At 55.3% G+C, this 14,541-nt stretch carries 19 protein-coding genes and 1 tRNA gene; 18 read left to right on the forward strand and 2 right to left on the reverse strand.

The window, feature by feature from the left end; all coding sequences use genetic code 11:
- Window positions 1–4: 4 nt before the first annotated feature.
- The 18 genes from lolB (at window position 5) to HX812_RS06420 (ending at window position 12,650) form a co-directional block, all read left to right on the forward strand.
- Window positions 5–622 carry a lipoprotein insertase outer membrane protein LolB gene (lolB, locus tag HX812_RS06335; RefSeq protein ID WP_038842845.1) on the forward strand — a complete coding sequence of 206 codons (618 nt, stop codon included), beginning with the start codon at window positions 5–7 and terminating at the stop codon, window positions 620–622.
- A 49-nt stretch (window positions 623–671) separates the two neighbouring features.
- Window positions 672–1,475, forward strand: a complete 804-nt coding sequence (ispE, locus tag HX812_RS06340) for a 4-(cytidine 5'-diphospho)-2-C-methyl-D-erythritol kinase (protein ID WP_218174321.1) — start codon at window positions 672–674, stop codon at window positions 1,473–1,475.
- 36 nt (window positions 1,476–1,511) lie between these two features.
- A tRNA-Gln gene (locus HX812_RS06345) sits at window positions 1,512–1,586 on the forward strand.
- Between the two features lie 45 nt (window positions 1,587–1,631).
- The gene (locus HX812_RS06350) at window positions 1,632–2,573 is read left to right on the forward strand and encodes a ribose-phosphate pyrophosphokinase (RefSeq protein WP_003171603.1); all 942 of its coding nucleotides are present in this window, start codon (window positions 1,632–1,634) and stop codon (window positions 2,571–2,573) included.
- 137 nt (window positions 2,574–2,710) lie between these two features.
- Window positions 2,711–3,307 (forward strand): 50S ribosomal protein L25/general stress protein Ctc, encoded by a 597-nt coding sequence (locus HX812_RS06355; protein WP_038842836.1) that lies wholly within the window; start codon window positions 2,711–2,713, stop codon window positions 3,305–3,307.
- A gap of 168 nt (window positions 3,308–3,475) precedes the next feature.
- Window positions 3,476–4,060, forward strand: a complete 585-nt coding sequence (gene pth, locus HX812_RS06360) for an aminoacyl-tRNA hydrolase (RefSeq protein WP_010213318.1) — start codon at window positions 3,476–3,478, stop codon at window positions 4,058–4,060.
- A gap of 21 nt (window positions 4,061–4,081) precedes the next feature.
- Window positions 4,082–5,182 (forward strand): redox-regulated ATPase YchF, encoded by a 1,101-nt coding sequence (ychF, locus tag HX812_RS06365; protein ID WP_033896952.1) that lies wholly within the window; start codon window positions 4,082–4,084, stop codon window positions 5,180–5,182.
- A 305-nt stretch (window positions 5,183–5,487) separates the two neighbouring features.
- Window positions 5,488–6,411 (forward strand): sigma-54-dependent Fis family transcriptional regulator, encoded by a 924-nt coding sequence (locus tag HX812_RS06370; RefSeq protein WP_038842834.1) that lies wholly within the window; start codon window positions 5,488–5,490, stop codon window positions 6,409–6,411.
- Between the two features lie 161 nt (window positions 6,412–6,572).
- On the forward strand, window positions 6,573–6,779 hold the full coding sequence (locus HX812_RS06375) for a type III secretion protein (protein WP_152514684.1): 207 nt from the start codon (window positions 6,573–6,575) through the stop codon (window positions 6,777–6,779).
- Between the two features lie 86 nt (window positions 6,780–6,865).
- On the forward strand, window positions 6,866–7,273 hold the full coding sequence (locus tag HX812_RS06380) for a type III secretion protein (RefSeq protein WP_152514683.1): 408 nt from the start codon (window positions 6,866–6,868) through the stop codon (window positions 7,271–7,273).
- Window positions 7,274–7,278: 5 nt separating this feature from the next.
- Window positions 7,279–8,079 (forward strand): type III secretion system inner membrane ring lipoprotein SctJ, encoded by an 801-nt coding sequence (gene sctJ / locus HX812_RS06385; RefSeq protein ID WP_038842872.1) that lies wholly within the window; start codon window positions 7,279–7,281, stop codon window positions 8,077–8,079.
- Window positions 8,069–8,674, forward strand: coding sequence for a hypothetical protein (locus tag HX812_RS06390; protein ID WP_038842829.1), 606 nt, complete (start codon window positions 8,069–8,071; stop codon window positions 8,672–8,674). Before sctJ ends, HX812_RS06390 begins: the two co-directional genes overlap by 11 nt.
- Entirely contained in the window at window positions 8,652–9,245 is a 594-nt protein-coding gene (sctL, locus tag HX812_RS06395) for a type III secretion system stator protein SctL (RefSeq protein WP_038842826.1), read from the forward strand. The genes HX812_RS06390 and sctL overlap by 23 nt, the downstream gene beginning before the upstream one ends.
- Window positions 9,246–9,332: 87 nt before the next feature.
- Window positions 9,333–9,551, forward strand: a complete 219-nt coding sequence (locus HX812_RS06400) for a hypothetical protein (RefSeq protein ID WP_038842824.1) — start codon at window positions 9,333–9,335, stop codon at window positions 9,549–9,551.
- A complete protein-coding gene (locus tag HX812_RS06405) occupies window positions 9,552–9,944 on the forward strand; it encodes a hypothetical protein (RefSeq protein WP_038842822.1) in 393 nt (130 codons plus the stop codon).
- A 14-nt stretch (window positions 9,945–9,958) separates the two neighbouring features.
- Entirely contained in the window at window positions 9,959–12,100 is a 2,142-nt protein-coding gene (gene sctC, locus HX812_RS06410) for a type III secretion system outer membrane ring subunit SctC (protein WP_038842820.1), read from the forward strand.
- Window positions 12,097–12,300: an HrpT family type III secretion system protein gene (gene hrpT / locus HX812_RS06415; RefSeq protein WP_038842818.1), complete on the forward strand. Its 204-nt coding sequence runs from the start codon at window positions 12,097–12,099 to the stop codon at window positions 12,298–12,300. Before sctC ends, hrpT begins: the two co-directional genes overlap by 4 nt.
- Window positions 12,297–12,650, forward strand: a complete 354-nt coding sequence (locus HX812_RS06420; RefSeq protein ID WP_235165391.1) for a transcriptional regulator — start codon at window positions 12,297–12,299, stop codon at window positions 12,648–12,650. The genes hrpT and HX812_RS06420 overlap by 4 nt, the downstream gene beginning before the upstream one ends.
- On the opposite strand, the gene sctU is transcribed toward HX812_RS06420, so the two are convergent.
- Window positions 12,651–13,748 carry a type III secretion system export apparatus subunit SctU gene (gene sctU, locus HX812_RS06425; protein WP_038842812.1) on the reverse strand — a complete coding sequence of 366 codons (1,098 nt, stop codon included), beginning with the start codon at window positions 13,746–13,748 and terminating at the stop codon, window positions 12,651–12,653. It abuts the gene before it with no gap.
- A complete protein-coding gene (gene sctT / locus HX812_RS06430; protein WP_038842809.1) occupies window positions 13,745–14,533 on the reverse strand; it encodes a type III secretion system export apparatus subunit SctT in 789 nt (262 codons plus the stop codon). Before sctT ends, sctU begins: the two co-directional genes overlap by 4 nt.
- Window positions 14,534–14,541: the final 8 nt, after the last annotated feature.

Here is a 14,541-nt window from a genome sequence, read left to right on the forward strand (position 1 = left end):
GCTTATGTTCTTGCGCCACGTTGTTATTTTCAGCCTCATCGCCCTGCTCGCCGGTTGCGCGGGTTTCGGCGCCCGCGAATCCGTTGAAGGCCAGGGCAACCCGGCGCAATGGAAGCAGCATAAAGACCAGCTCAGCAGCATCGACGGCTGGCAGATCGAAGGCAAAGTCGGGGTTCGCGCGCCAAAGGATTCCGGCAGCGGCACCTTGTTCTGGCTGCAACGCCAGGACTACTACGATATCCGCCTGTCGGGCCCACTAGGCCGTGGCGCGGCACGCCTGACCGGTCGACCAGGACAAGTCAGCCTCGAAGTGGCCAATCAGGGGCGCTATGAAGCGACTTCGCCGGAAACGCTGCTGGAAGAACAGATTGGCTGGAAGCTGCCAGTGTCTCATCTGGTCTGGTGGGTACGCGGCCTTCCCGCACCCGACAGCAAGAGCCGTCTGAGCCTCAATGGTGACAGCCGCCTGGCCACGCTGGAACAGGATGGCTGGCAGGTCGAGTATTTGAGTTACGTAGAGCAAAGCGGTTATTCGCTACCAGAACGCATCAAGCTGCACGGCCCCGACCTTGACGTCACGCTGGTGATCAAGGACTGGCAACCGCGCAAACTGGGGCAATAACGTGACTGTAGAACGCCTGACCCTGCCCTCCCCCGCGAAACTCAATTTGATGCTGCATATTCTCGGTCGCCGCGAAGACGGTTATCACGAGTTGCAGACGCTGTTTCAATTTCTCGACTATGGCGATGAACTGACCTTCGCCGTGCGCGACGATGGCGTGATCAAGCTGCATACCGAATTCGAAGGCGTGCCTCACGACAGCAACCTGATCGTGAAGGCGGCGAAAAAACTTCAGGAGCAATCCGGATGCGGGCTAGGTATCGATATCTGGATCGATAAAATCTTGCCCATGGGCGGTGGAATCGGCGGCGGCAGCTCGAATGCCGCCACCACATTGCTGGGCCTGAATCACTTGTGGCAACTGGGTTGGGACGAAGATCGCCTGGCCGCGCTGGGCCTGACACTGGGCGCCGACGTCCCGGTTTTCGTGCGTGGGCACGCGGCTTTCGCCGAGGGCGTGGGGGAGAAACTCAGCCCGGAATACCCCGAAGAGCCTTGGTATGTCGTGCTTGTGCCGCAAGTATCTGTAAGTACAGCAGAAATTTTTTCAGATCCGTTGTTGACACGTAACTCTTCTCCCATTAAAGTGCGCCCCGTTCCCAAGGGAAACAGTCGAAATGACTGCTTACCGGTTGTAGCAAGGCGTTATCCAGAGGTACGTAACGCTTTGAATTTGTTAGGTAAATTTACCGAAGCAAAATTAACCGGAACTGGAAGTTGTGTGTTTGGGGGCTTCCCAAGCAAAGCTGAAGCTGATAAAGTCTCGGCCCTTCTTACAGAGACCCTTACAGGGTTTGTAGCAAAGGGAAGCAACGTTTCGATGTTGCATCGCAAGCTGCAAAGTCTGCTCTAAAGGAACCGAGTGTTAGGCACTCGTTGCAACAGATACAGGGGCGTCGCCAAGCGGTAAGGCAGCAGGTTTTGATCCTGCCATGCGTTGGTTCGAATCCAGCCGCCCCTGCCATTTTCTATACTCATCCAGGTTACCCTCAGCCTCTAGGTACTGCGCGTGTCCAAGATGATGGTCTTTACGGGGAATGCTAACCCCGATCTGGCTCGGCGTGTCGTACGTCAGCTGCATATCCCTCTCGGTGACATCTCTGTCGGTAAGTTTTCCGACGGCGAAATTACAGCCGAGATCAATGAAAACGTTCGCGGTAAAGACGTCTTCATTATTCAGCCGACTTGCGCTCCGACCAACGATAACCTGATGGAACTCGTCGTGATGGCTGATGCCTTCCGCCGCTCCTCAGCGACTCGAATCACAGCTGTAATCCCTTACTTTGGTTATGCCCGTCAGGATCGCCGTCCGCGTTCCGCACGTGTGGCTATCAGCGCGAAAGTCGTCGCTGACATGCTGACCGTGGTAGGTATCGACCGTGTTCTCACGGTTGACCTGCACGCTGACCAAATCCAGGGGTTCTTCGATATTCCGGTAGATAACATCTACGGCTCCCCCGTATTGGTGGATGACATCGAAGACCAGCGCTTTGAAAACCTGATGATCGTGTCCCCGGACATTGGTGGCGTCGTGCGTGCACGGGCTGTTGCCAAATCCCTGGGCGTGGACCTCGGGATCATCGACAAACGCCGTGAGAAAGCCAATCACTCTGAAGTGATGCACATCATCGGTGATGTCGAAGGGCGTACCTGTATTCTGGTTGATGACATGGTCGACACCGCCGGCACCCTGTGCCACGCGGCGAAAGCCTTGAAAGAGCACGGTGCGGCTAAAGTCTTCGCCTACTGCACACACCCTGTGCTGTCGGGCCGAGCGATCGAGAACATCGAGAATTCCGTGCTGGACGAACTGGTGGTGACTAACACCATCCCGTTGTCCGCCGCTGCTCAAGCCTGTGCGCGTATCCGTCAACTGGATATCGCACCGGTCGTTGCCGAGGCGGTCCGCCGCATCAGCAATGAAGAATCGATCAGCGCGATGTTCCGCTAAGGGTCACACCTTCGGCACATCCCACTGACGAAAAGCGCCCCGCCCCGACATTCTGTTGGGGCGGGGCTTTTTTGCCCATGTCGAGTACGGCGCTGGTCGCAAACGCCCCTCGATGATGGCTATTTTGGAGATACAAAATGACTGACTTTACTCTGAACGCTCAAGCGCGTACTGACCTGGGGAAAGGTGCGAGCCGCCGCCTGCGTCACGCCGCCAACATCCCAGCCGTTGTATACGGTGGTGACAAAGCTGCTGAATCCGTGACCATCCTGGCCAAGGAAATCGCCAAGCTGTTCGAAAACGAAGCTGCCTACAGCCACGTTATCGAACTGAACGTTGACGGCAAAAAGCAAAACGTCATCGTTAAAGCGATGCAGCGTCACCCGTCCAAGCAGTTCATCATGCACGCTGACTTCGTTCGCGTTGTAGCTGGCCAGAAACTGACCGCCATCGTGCCTGTGCACTTTGTTGGTGAAGACGCTCCGGTCAAGAAAGGCGGCGAGATCTCGCATGTCCTGAACGAAATCGAAGTGACCTGCCTGCCGAAAGACCTGCCTGAGTTCATCGAAGTCGACCTGTCGGCTCTGGAAATCGGCGCTATCGTTCACCTGTCCGACCTCAAAGCCCCTAAAGGCGTTGAGTTCGTTGCACTGGCTCACAACGATGACAAAGCTGTTGCCAACGTTCACGCTCCACGCGTTGCTCCAGAAGCTGAAGAAGGCGCTGCAGAGTAATTCACTCTGTATTGCCGGAGCTTGAGGAAACATCGCGGACCGGAACGTAGCGAGAAAGCGGGCGATAACGCGGCGTTTACTCTTGAGTAAATAGCTTCTGTCGTCCACTTTCGCCGCACACTTGGTTGCGGCGATGTTATCCACAACTCCAAAGGAAGGGCCCCTGTCGTGACTGCCATTAAACTGATCGTTGGCCTGGGAAATCCAGGCGCCGAATACGAACAGACCCGGCATAACGCGGGGGCCCTTTTTGTTGAGCGCATCGCCCACGCGCAAGGTGTGAACCTTGTGGCCGATCGCAAGTATTTTGGCCTGACCGGGCGCTTTTCGCACCAGGGTCAGGATGTTCGTCTGCTGATTCCCACCACCTACATGAACCGCAGCGGCCAGGCTGTCGCGGCGCTTGCGGGCTTCTTCCGGATCAAACCCGAAGAGATCCTGGTGGCCCATGACGAACTGGACCTGCCCCCCGGTGTTGCCAAGCTCAAGCTGGGCGGCGGGCATGGCGGGCACAATGGCCTGCGCGACATCATCGCGCAGCTGGGCAATCAGAATAATTTCTACCGCCTGCGGCTCGGCATCGGCCACCCAGGCGTTGCCAGTATGGTTTCAAATTTCGTCCTGGGTCGTGCGCCACGCGCCGAACAGGAAAAACTCGATGCCAGCATCGACTTTGCCCTCGGCGTGCTGCCGGATATCTTCGCCGGTGAATGGAACCGCGCGATGAAAAACCTGCACAGCCAGAAGGCCTGACTCTTACCGAGGGGAAACACCATGGGATTCAATTGCGGCATCGTCGGCCTGCCCAACGTCGGCAAATCCACCCTGTTCAATGCTCTGACCAAGTCCGGTATTGCAGCGGAGAATTTCCCCTTCTGCACCATCGAGCCCAACAGCGGTATCGTGGCCATGCCAGACCCGCGCCTGGCGGCATTGGCGGCCATCGTCAATCCGAAGCGCATCTTGCCGACCACCATGGAATTCGTCGACATCGCTGGCCTAGTCGCCGGCGCTTCGAAAGGTGAAGGCCTAGGCAACAAGTTCCTGGCCAACATCCGTGAAACCGATGCCATCGCCCACGTGGTCCGCTGCTTTGAAGACGAGAACGTGATTCACGTCTCCAACAGCGTCGACCCCAAGCGCGACATCGAGATCATCGACCTGGAACTGATCTTCGCCGACCTCGACAGCTGCGAGAAACAACTGCAGAAAGTCGCGCGCAACGCCAAGGGTGGTGACAAGGACGCCGTGGTCCAGAAAGGCCTGCTGGAGCAGTTGATCGCTCACTTCACCGAAGGCAAGCCTGCGCGCAGCTTGATGAAGAACATGAGCACCGACGAAAAAGCGGTGATCAAGGGCTTCCACCTGCTCACTACCAAGCCTGTCATGTACATCGCCAACGTTGCCGAAGACGGTTTCGAGAACAACCCGCTGCTCGACGTGGTCAAGGCCATCGCCGACGAAGAAGGCGCGATCGTGGTACCGGTGTGCAACAAGATCGAAGCAGAAATCGCCGAACTGGATGACGGCGAAGAAAAAGACATGTTCCTCGAGGCCCTGGGCCTGGAAGAGCCTGGCCTGAACCGTGTGATCCGCGCTGGCTATGAAATGCTGCACCTGCAGACCTACTTTACTGCCGGTGTCGAAGAAGTCCGCGCCTGGACCGTCAAGGTCGGTGCTACCGCACCACAGGCCGCTGGCGTGATCCACACCGACTTCGAAAAAGGCTTTATCCGCGCCGAAGTGATTGCCTATAACGACTTTATCCAGTTCAAGGGTGAAGCCGGTGCCAAGGAGGCGGGTAAATGGCGCTTGGAAGGTAAGGAATATATCGTTAAAGATGGCGATGTGATGCACTTCCGTTTTAACGTGTAAGCGTTAACTGCGGTTTATACCGCCCACAAAAAAACCGGTTCAGTGAACCGGTTTTTTTGTGGGCGCCGGTTTAACGAACTTTAAATTTTCACACTTAAAACACCCTGACACTTTCAGAATTTCCCTATCCACTTAATAGATCTATCTTAGAACCAATTCACATCCGAGTTAATTCAAAATTTATCCTACACAAAACTGGCCATTAACCTCATCAATGGCAAGTGACAACAGTTGTAAAATTCGATCTACTGAATCCAGCCTACACGACTACAGTGAACCAATAGCGATTATGGAGTGATCACTCAATGTCAGCCTCCGGTCATAGGGATAATGAAGCGGGTATTTCACTACTTGAAGAGTCTGATATTGAAAGCACGCTGAGCAGCACCGCCGTACTCAACATTGACATCTTACTTTTGGGGGAAACCGGCACTGGTAAGGATACCTTGGCGCAACGTATTCATCGATTGTCAGGCCGACGAGGTAGTTTCATTGCAGTGAATTGCGCGGCCATCCCGGAAAGCCTCGCGGAAAGCCAATTGTTCGGTGTTAACAGCGGCGCCTATACCGGGGCGATGCAATCACGCGCCGGTTTTGTGGAAGCCGCCCACTTGGGAACACTGTACCTGGATGAAATCGACAGCATGCCGCTGAGTCTGCAAGCCAAATTGCTGCGTGTACTGGAGTCACGCGGCGTGGAGCGTCTGGGTTCGACTCGCTTCATCCCGGTGGATATGCGTGTAATAGCATCAGCTCAGCACTCGCTGCAAGAAATGGTCGAGCAAGGCATTTTCAGGCGCGATCTCTACTTTCGCCTGAATGTCGTCAACATCCAGCTCCCAGCGTTGCGAGAACAGCACGACCGTATCATTTCGTTGTTCCTGGACATGATTCAGCAAGAAGCAGAACACTTCAACCGCCCCGCCCCGCTTCCACCCGAGATCCTGCTGCAACAGCTGCTTGTCCACACATGGCCAGGCAACGTTCGCGAACTACGCTCTACGGCGAAGCGATTTGTCTTAGGTCTGCCTGCGCTCTGTATCCCACAGCCCCCTCACCCGGGGAAAAAAATGAGTCTGAAGGTATGTCTGCAGCGAATTGAAAAGGCGCTGATTGAAGAGTCATTGCACCGTCATAACCACTGCGTAAACACGGCGGCGATTAAACTAGGTATTTCAAAGCGCACGCTGTACTACAGGATTAAACAACTGGAAATATCACTTACGTGAAGTCGATATTTTTTGAAGCGAGCAAACCATACGACACACCCAACTTGAAATATTTCGTCTTAAATCATTTGGAACGCATCGGTTACAAAACCCACACAAATAAGGCCTAAGCAAGAAAATGCTAGAGCACATTGACTAAATTCAAGCGCACTGGAGGCTATATGCCAAATGATATTGGATCAAACTATGGTGGCAACGGCTATGGTTACGGAGGTGGCTACGGAGGATATGGCACTCCGACTGCCGGCAGAGAATCAGAGGCCGAACAGATTGCGGATAAGACAGAACAGGACACCATAAAAAACGGCTGGCGAAGTGCTCAAATGAAAAACGTTAGCGAAGTAATACGCGCGTCTAAAGGTCAATAAAAAACTTCTGACCAAATGTTTACCTTTCGCACATAAACGGCGGAAGGTAACATCTTTCGTGGCTGAAGATAGCGTTATCGACTCTTATGAAAAGTTTCTACGAGCAATCATTGAGCCCACATACCATGTTAATAAAAAAAACTGACTTTTCAGATAATTCCGACAGCAGCAACTTCGCCCATTCAGCAACTGATTATTCAGTTTCCAGCAGAGATGCCAGTTTTTTTTCATCAATGCTCGAGGGATCAACCGCTAATAAAACAGTTTCTACATCGCCCGCCGCCCCCTCTCTTTTTGTTGATGCGTCAAATCAGCTCAGCGACTCGATGAAGCGTTTCATCAAACTCGCCCGCCCTCCTAAAGAAGGACTCGACTTTGAAAATTTTAAAACACTACCTCGCGACTTATTCAACGCTCAACTGATGCCGCATGTGTTGGTAAAATGCCTCGCCAAGACGACCCAGGGCGTCGACAAGATATGCAACCTGCAGTAATGAAAATGAGTGCTCCTCTTTTTGCCATTATTTTCATTGGTATTGCATCCCTATTGGGCGGATGCAGCGACCGTGTGGAACTTCATCGCCAGCTCTCTGAACAAGAGGCCAATGAAGTCGTCGCTGAATTAGCCGATAAACATATTCGCGCCACCAAATTTCTGGCCAAGGATGGAGTTGTCATCACGGTTGATACTGCTGATATCGGGCGTGCTGTAAGAACACTCGAAGCCGCAGGTCTGCCCAGAGTCGCTCGGGCCACACTAGGGAATACATTTCGCAAGGAAGGGGTCATTTCAACGCCATTGGAAGAGCGCGCACGCTACATCTATGCCTTGTCCCAAGAGCTTGAGGCCACCTTGTCCAAGATTGACGGCGTCATCGTCGCGCGCGTGCATGTGGTGTTACCGGAACGCATCGCTCCGGGGGAGCCAGTCCAGCCGGCATCTGCTTCTGTATTCATTAAGCACGATCCGCGACTAGACCCCGATAACATCAGAGCACGGATCCGTAGAATGGTGGCGAGCAGTATTCCTGGCATGTCTACAGCAGTGGACAACCTGCAAAAACTTTCGGTGGTATTCGTACCAGCGGCGGTTTACCAGGAACAGCAACGATTAGTGTACTTCGGCCCTTTTCTAGTTACCGATAATGATCTCGCTTTCTGGCGAACCAGCCTGATCGCTTTACTACTCAGCATGGCCCTCCTTCCGGTCGCCATATTGTTCATAAGCAAGCGGCGTCAGAAAGGGCTTCAAGACATGGGCTCAACAGGCAAATCAACGGTTTCTACTCATGACGCCTAGACTCGATCATCCGTTGCATGATCACCTTGCATGGGCGCGATGGTGGGCATTTCCCTGGGAGTCTGCCCACGAAGACTGGAAAGGCGGCGATTACGCTGCGATTGAAACGCTTTTTCGTCGCGGACAGTCTGCACCAGACAAGCTCACGGGTTATGCAGCTTGCTTACCTGCTGACCCGAACACCACAGTGATTCACCTGGCCCTTGCCTCAAAGGAGCAGCTCAACCTAATGCTGGCATTGGTTCACGGCACCTTTACGCCCAGGGGCTCAACCCTCTTGAGCGACAGTCATCACCAATGGTGCATGCGTCTATCCAAGGCCCTGCTCCCCGCGATGCTGCCGCCTGGTTCTGATCCGCTGCAACTGCTCCATAGCTGGGTTGAACCGACTACCTGGCAGCGTCTTAGATTGCGATTCGCTCACAAATATGTGGCTGAGGTTGAAGCAAAAAAACTTCCGTCCGAGGTCACAGGCAACCGACTGGACACTCTCTGGCAAGCCGTCGTATGGCGCGCTACGACATTGGCGAGTGATGACGTGCCCACAGCTAGCGCAAGTGAGGAGTTCAGCGATGTTATGCCGTCACAAGATTGAATTATCCAGCCCCTCGCCCCACTTGCTACTCAGCATGATCCGGCGGGAGGAGATCGCAAACTGGAAGCAGGCCAACCAACTCCTGCACGACGCGAACATCCAAGCTGAAGGGTTGATCAGGTCGACAGAGGAAAAATGCAAGGTGTTGCTGGAAAAGGCCTCGCTTCAAATCTGGCAACGCGCCGACGCTCAACTCATGCAGTGGGTGCGTGATCGGCACGCGATGTGCGAGAAGCTTGAGCATTACGCAACCGTGATCATTAACCAAGCTATTCGCCACCTGCTTGACGAGACGGTAGCCCCCCAAAGACTGGCGGCCCTTGTTAAACAATTGATAAAAAGCCAAGTCCATGAAGTTAGCGCGACGTTGATGTGCCACCCACATGACGTTGAGGAGATCACTCAATGTTTAGTTAGCCATGGCACCACGCTTTGGAAGGTTAACGCCGACAACTCTATTCGCGCCCATACGCTTGTGCTGAAGACAGACGAAGGCGATTTCCATATCAGCTGGAGCGACATGTGCGAGGCTCTTTTCCAACAGAGCAAGGATCATAAAATAGAGATCTGACCCCGCACTTATTGAACTCATGCGGGCACTCAACTTCAGCAATTACTTACACCACACTCAACAACAATCATCCATAAAGGCATGGCCATGGAATTTTATAAATCCTTCGCTTCAGAAGTCATGAGAAATAGAAAAAAAGCAGACAGCGAGTTCAACAATTTTTTTATGGAAGCATCGCCAGACAACTGGAATGACGAGGAATTCTTCAGATTATCCGTCAACAAAGAGCTGACCAATATGTTTGATCAGGAACACGCCAAAACGGTACAGCAGTCACTCAAGACCACGATTGATTTCTTCACATAAATGAAAGACTTAATTTGCGATTGGTTGCGAAAAAAAGAAGAACATATAACATTAATTGAAGATGGTAGCGAAATTACTCTTATATATCGCGGAGGTTTTTTATTGCTCGCCACTCAACTGACTTCAACTCGAGCTGACTGCGCGGCACTACAGCTTTGGGCGTGCCTGGGGGCCGCCAGCCTGGCTCATTTCCAAGGCGCTCTGGCCCAGGAACCAGACGCTGGTGCGCTTTGGCTTATACAAAGCCTGAAGGGCGACTTGGATGAATCGTCTGTGCTCAACTACCTGGCGGCCTTGCTCAACCAACGCGATACATGGCGCGCTACCTTCGCGCGTCTCAGGCGCTCCTCCCTACGCTTCAAACCCACCCCGCTACGTTCACAGTTGTACTAGTCCGAGTACTCCCCATGTATAACAATAGCCCTGAGCGCAGTAGCCTGCGTTTTGATTCGCCTGTCATTTTATCTGACCGCACTTTTTGGTGCGGCATTGGCCTGCTATGCGCGCTGTTGATCCCGGGAAAGAATGCCTTAGCTGTCGTTCCCCCCGAATGGAAAAACACCGCCTACGCCTACGAGGCCGAGCACAAACCGCTACGGGAAGTCCTCGACGACTTCGCCCAGACCTTTGGCACACAACTGCAAATCGAAGGCCTGCTGGAGGGGGACGTCAACGGCAAGATCCGCGCGAATACCCCACAGTCCATGCTGGATAGACTCGGGGTTGAACACCGTTTTCAGTGGTATCTCTACAACAACACCCTATTCATCAGCACGCTGGACCAGCAGGAATCCGCGCGCCTGGAAGTCTCCTCGGAAACTATTTCCGACCTCAAGCAAGCGCTGACCGATATCGGCCTGCTTGATAGCCGTTTCGGCTGGGGCGAATTGCCCGAAGACGGTGTCGTATTGGTTTCCGGCCCCAAAACCTACATCGAACAGATCAAGCAGTTCAGCAGCAAACGCCGCTCGGCGGACGAAAAGCAGAGCGTGCTCAGCTACCCGCTCAAATTTGCCAACGCGGCAGACCGCACCGTGGATTACCGAGGTGAAAAACTCGTCGTTCCCGGCGTCGCGAACATTTTGCGGGGACTCTTGGAACCCCGTTCGGCCTCAACGCTTTCGGGGATGAGCCAACCCGCCTCATCCCAGCCATCCCCTCTAACCCCCAACGTGCCTCGGCTGGGCAACCCGTTGCTGGGCCAAATGCTCGGTGCAAATGGCAACATAGGGCAGTTGGACGCCGGCCCCACAATGACCAAGCGGGCGCCGACATCCAACAGCCGCATCCGCGTCGAAGCCGATGTGCGCAATAATGCCGTGCTGATCTATGACCTGCCGGAACGCCAGGCCATGTACCGCGAGTTGATCACCCAACTTGACGTCGCCCGCAAGTTGATCGAAATCGATGCGATCATTCTCGATATCGAACGGACGCAATTGCGTGAATTCGGGGTGAACTGGGGTTTCCAGAACAGCCGCTTCCGCGGCGGCGTCAACATGGCGCCTGGCACCTCGTCGCAGGTGTCGATTGAAAACCGCGATCGTTTCTACGCCGATATCCGCGCGTTGGAGGCCAAGGGGCTGGCAACCATGGTCTCCAACCCGTCGGTGCTCACCCTGGAAAACCAACCGGCGGTGATCGACTTCAACCGCACCCAATACATCACCCCCGGTAGAGATTACGCAACCGTTTTGCCCGTCACGGTGGGCACCAGCCTCCAAGTGGTTCCCCGGGTAACGACGGGCCGAGGGGTTCACCAGATCCATTTGGCCATCGATATCGAAGACGGTAATTTCGACGAAACCAACCCCGAGCGAGACCCCAATCACCCCGATGTTCGACGGGGCAAGGTCAGCACGCAGGCCGTGATGCAGGAGAAGCGTTCTCTGGTAGTGGGTGGCTTCCATGTCACCGACAGTTCCGACCAGCAAAAGAAGATCCCGTTGCTGGGGGATATTCCGTTGCTGGGCAAGGCGCTGTTTTCCTCGACAGAACGCCACAACAATCGACGTGAACGCTTGTTTATCCTGACACCCCGCGTCATCGGGGACCAGGACGACCCTTCGCGCTACTTGCCACAGGACGACCAGGCCGAGTTGCAAGCAGCCCTCACACCGCTGGCCAGGCGTTACTCACCGCATCAGCCGGTGATCAAACGCAGTGACATCATCACCACGCTGGCGCGCTTGGTCAGCGGGGAAGTCCCCAAGGCTTTCAGTGCGGCACCAATGCCTCTGGCGCTGAACACCTTGTGCAGCACCCGTGATTTGCTGGCGCTCAATACCGAACGCAGCCAGTGGTATGCCGGCCCGGAATACAACGTGGCGGTTGTGGTGTTGCGCAACCAGTTCAAACGTAATGTGCGTATCGATGAAAAGGAATGCAGCAACTCGCAGACCCTGGCGGTCACCGTGTGGCCGCGTGCCTGGCTCAAGCCCGGTGAAGAAGCCGAGGTTTTTATCGCCATGCGCCCGGTGGTGAAGGATGAACACCTCAGTGTGCCCCGCCCCTCCATGATCACTCCAGCTCAGAAGGCCACACCATGATGAACCGACTGTTGTGCGTCACCTTGATCGGCGCGGCGATGCTCTTCACCGGCTGTACGCCGACGTGCAAAGGTGATTCATGCTCACGCCCGCAATCGAGCAAAGACAAAATGGTGATCTGGTGGCCGCCGCAGATGCGCGTCGAGCCCGCCCCCTCCGGTGAGCGGGCAGATTACCAAACGGTATCACTGGAACGATGAGCCCCCCGAAAATGCCCGACGACCCACGGCAGGTATTTTTCGACAACCTGGTGAGTGGCGCAGCCGCTCACCTGCCCCTGGCGTCCGGTATCAAGGTCTGCGCACAGCGCGCCGGCCAGCGACGAGGGTTGGCCTTGTGCATCGCGCGTGAGGCTTTGCAGGCCGGGCAATTACAACGGGTGCTGGAGCGACGCTTTGAGCAGGCAGTGGCGTTCGATGGCTGCTTTATCTACCTCGACCCTCAGCATGCCCTGGTGATCTGGCATGCACTGCCGGCAAGCTCCAGCACGCTCGACAGGATCCTCAGCCGGATGCTGTCGCTGGCCACCCTGCAAGCCTTGGACACGTGATCAGCGTCGCTCAAGCTCGGGAAGTTCCAGGGTTTCGCGCTTGGCCTCATCATCGAGCTCACGCAGGGTTCGGTAAATCAGCGCCACGGCCTGCAAGGTTTCGCGAGGGATACCAGCGCCCAGTTTTTTTGTGTAGAGCGTGCGCGCCAGCCAGACACACTGGATCACCGGCACGTCGGCCGCCTTGGCGCGGCGAATCAATGTGCGGGCTTCATCATCCGTCCCTTTGCTTACCAACATCGGCAGTGGTGTCTTACCCGGACGGTAATACAGCGCGACGGCAAAGTGCGTCGGGTTGACCACCAGCATGTCGGACTCCTCCAGCTTGGGCAGCTTGACCTTCGGTTCTTCCTGAGCCAACTGGTACGCCAACGAACGGCGTTGCCCTTTCACATGGGGGTCGCCCTCCATGTCCTTGTACTCTTTGACGACCTCCACTTGGGTCATGCGCATGCGCTTGGCAAAAAAGTGCTTGGACAGGATCATGTCGACAAGCGCCAGCACCAGCAGCATGCCCAGGCACACGTGCAGCAGATGACGGAACAGTGCGATCAACGCCACGATGTAGCTTTGCAGGTCACTGGCGGCCAGGTTGATCAGCGTGCCCACTGCGGGCCAGATCACCACATACAGAATCAAACTGATAAGGAAGGCTTTCGCCACGCTCATCAGCAGGTTCATCAACTGCTGGGCAGAGAACATCTGCTTGACCTGACTGACGGGGTTGAGGCGATTGAAATCCATCTTCAGGGCCTCCGGCGCGAACAGCAGTCCGAACTGCATCCAACTGCTGATCAGCTTTGTGGCAATCGCAACGCCGGCCATCAACAGGGCGAAGGAGAAGAACACCCCCAGCCCGTCGAACAGCACCTCTTCCAGCGCACGCGCGAAGGGCTGGTTCAGCCGTGACATCGGCAACAGCATCAATTGCTGGAAGCGTTGCAGGCTGGTCTCAGCGGTGGCCAAGGCAATTTCACTGATCGCCGTCAGCGCCAGCAGTTTTGCGACATCCTGGCTCTGGGCGACCTGGCCTTTCTTGCGTTGGTCACGCAGTTTCTTGGCGGACGCCGGGTGCTTTTTTTCGCCTGAGTCACTCATGGCACTGCGACCTTGAGCAAAACGCCCAATGAATGTTTAAGGTCGCCCAGCAGGCTGATACGCCCGACGATCAGATCCTGCAGCAACGCAAAGTACAACAACAGGATGCCAATGCCCGCCAGGCTCTTGACCGGTGGCGCCAGGGTACTCACCTGTAACTGCTGGCTGTAGACCCCCAACAGTGCGATGCCGAACTCCAGCAACAGCAACACCGCAATAAAGGGGGCGGCATAGAGCATCATGTGGCTGAACGTATCCCCCAGCAGGCCGATAAACACATCAAAGCCATTCACCGCAGGCAGCGGAAACCATAGGGTGGGCGGCCAGATCAGGTAACTGTCCCAGATCACCTGGGTCAGCGTGCCCAAGCCGAGACTGGTCATCAGCAGGAAAATCGCCAGTTGCTTGAACATATGTCCGATCGGCGTTGCATCCGGCCCCAGCGAAGGGTTGAGTTGCCCACCCGCCAAGGCACCCCGCTGGTTATCCAGCAGCGCCCCCACTGACTCGAACATCCAGAACGGCATCGCCAGAAGCACCCCCAGTAAAACCCCCAGGGCCACCTCCTTGAGTACCAACGCAGCCAGCATGATTGCGGAGTAATCCTGGCCGGCCAATGCAGCATGAATACCCGGTGCGGGCATCAACGCCATGACCATCACCAGGGTGTGCCGCGGCATGCCTCGGATGTGTTGAAAACAGAACGCCGCCACCAGGATGCCGCAGGGATAGATACGCGCCATGCCGATCAACAGGCTGGGCAGGTATTCGAGATAGAGCAGCATGGGCGGGC

It is taken from the genome of Pseudomonas sp. IPO3749 (assembly GCF_013386605.1).
Taxonomy (GTDB): Bacteria; Pseudomonadota; Gammaproteobacteria; order Pseudomonadales; family Pseudomonadaceae; genus Aquipseudomonas; species Aquipseudomonas azotoformans_A.

What these genes read in the sequence shown, in the direction of transcription:
- hrpT (WP_038842818.1), top strand. Translation starts at nt 12,097, where the DNA reads ATGATGAACCGACTGTTGTGCGTCACCTTGATCGGCGCGGCGATGCTC.
- HX812_RS06370 (WP_038842834.1), top strand. Translation starts at nt 5,488, where the DNA reads ATGTCAGCCTCCGGTCATAGGGATAATGAAGCGGGTATTTCACTACTT.
- HX812_RS06380 (WP_152514683.1), top strand. Translation starts at nt 6,866, where the DNA reads ATGAAAAGTTTCTACGAGCAATCATTGAGCCCACATACCATGTTAATA.
- lolB (WP_038842845.1), top strand. Translation starts at nt 5, where the DNA reads ATGTTCTTGCGCCACGTTGTTATTTTCAGCCTCATCGCCCTGCTCGCC.
- sctL (WP_038842826.1), top strand. Translation starts at nt 8,652, where the DNA reads ATGTTATGCCGTCACAAGATTGAATTATCCAGCCCCTCGCCCCACTTG.
- ispE (WP_218174321.1), top strand. Translation starts at nt 672, where the DNA reads ATGCTGCATATTCTCGGTCGCCGCGAAGACGGTTATCACGAGTTGCAG.
- HX812_RS06400 (WP_038842824.1), top strand. Translation starts at nt 9,333, where the DNA reads ATGGAATTTTATAAATCCTTCGCTTCAGAAGTCATGAGAAATAGAAAA.
- HX812_RS06390 (WP_038842829.1), top strand. Translation starts at nt 8,069, where the DNA reads ATGACGCCTAGACTCGATCATCCGTTGCATGATCACCTTGCATGGGCG.
- HX812_RS06405 (WP_038842822.1), top strand. Translation starts at nt 9,552, where the DNA reads ATGAAAGACTTAATTTGCGATTGGTTGCGAAAAAAAGAAGAACATATA.
- sctC (WP_038842820.1), top strand. Translation starts at nt 9,959, where the DNA reads ATGTATAACAATAGCCCTGAGCGCAGTAGCCTGCGTTTTGATTCGCCT.
- HX812_RS06420 (WP_235165391.1), top strand. Translation starts at nt 12,297, where the DNA reads ATGAGCCCCCCGAAAATGCCCGACGACCCACGGCAGGTATTTTTCGAC.
- HX812_RS06355 (WP_038842836.1), top strand. Translation starts at nt 2,711, where the DNA reads ATGACTGACTTTACTCTGAACGCTCAAGCGCGTACTGACCTGGGGAAA.
- sctU (WP_038842812.1), bottom strand. Translation starts at nt 13,748, where the DNA reads ATGAGTGACTCAGGCGAAAAAAAGCACCCGGCGTCCGCCAAGAAACTG.
- sctT (WP_038842809.1), bottom strand. Translation starts at nt 14,533, where the DNA reads ATGCTGCTCTATCTCGAATACCTGCCCAGCCTGTTGATCGGCATGGCG.
- HX812_RS06375 (WP_152514684.1), top strand. Translation starts at nt 6,573, where the DNA reads ATGCCAAATGATATTGGATCAAACTATGGTGGCAACGGCTATGGTTAC.
- ychF (WP_033896952.1), top strand. Translation starts at nt 4,082, where the DNA reads ATGGGATTCAATTGCGGCATCGTCGGCCTGCCCAACGTCGGCAAATCC.
- sctJ (WP_038842872.1), top strand. Translation starts at nt 7,279, where the DNA reads ATGAGTGCTCCTCTTTTTGCCATTATTTTCATTGGTATTGCATCCCTA.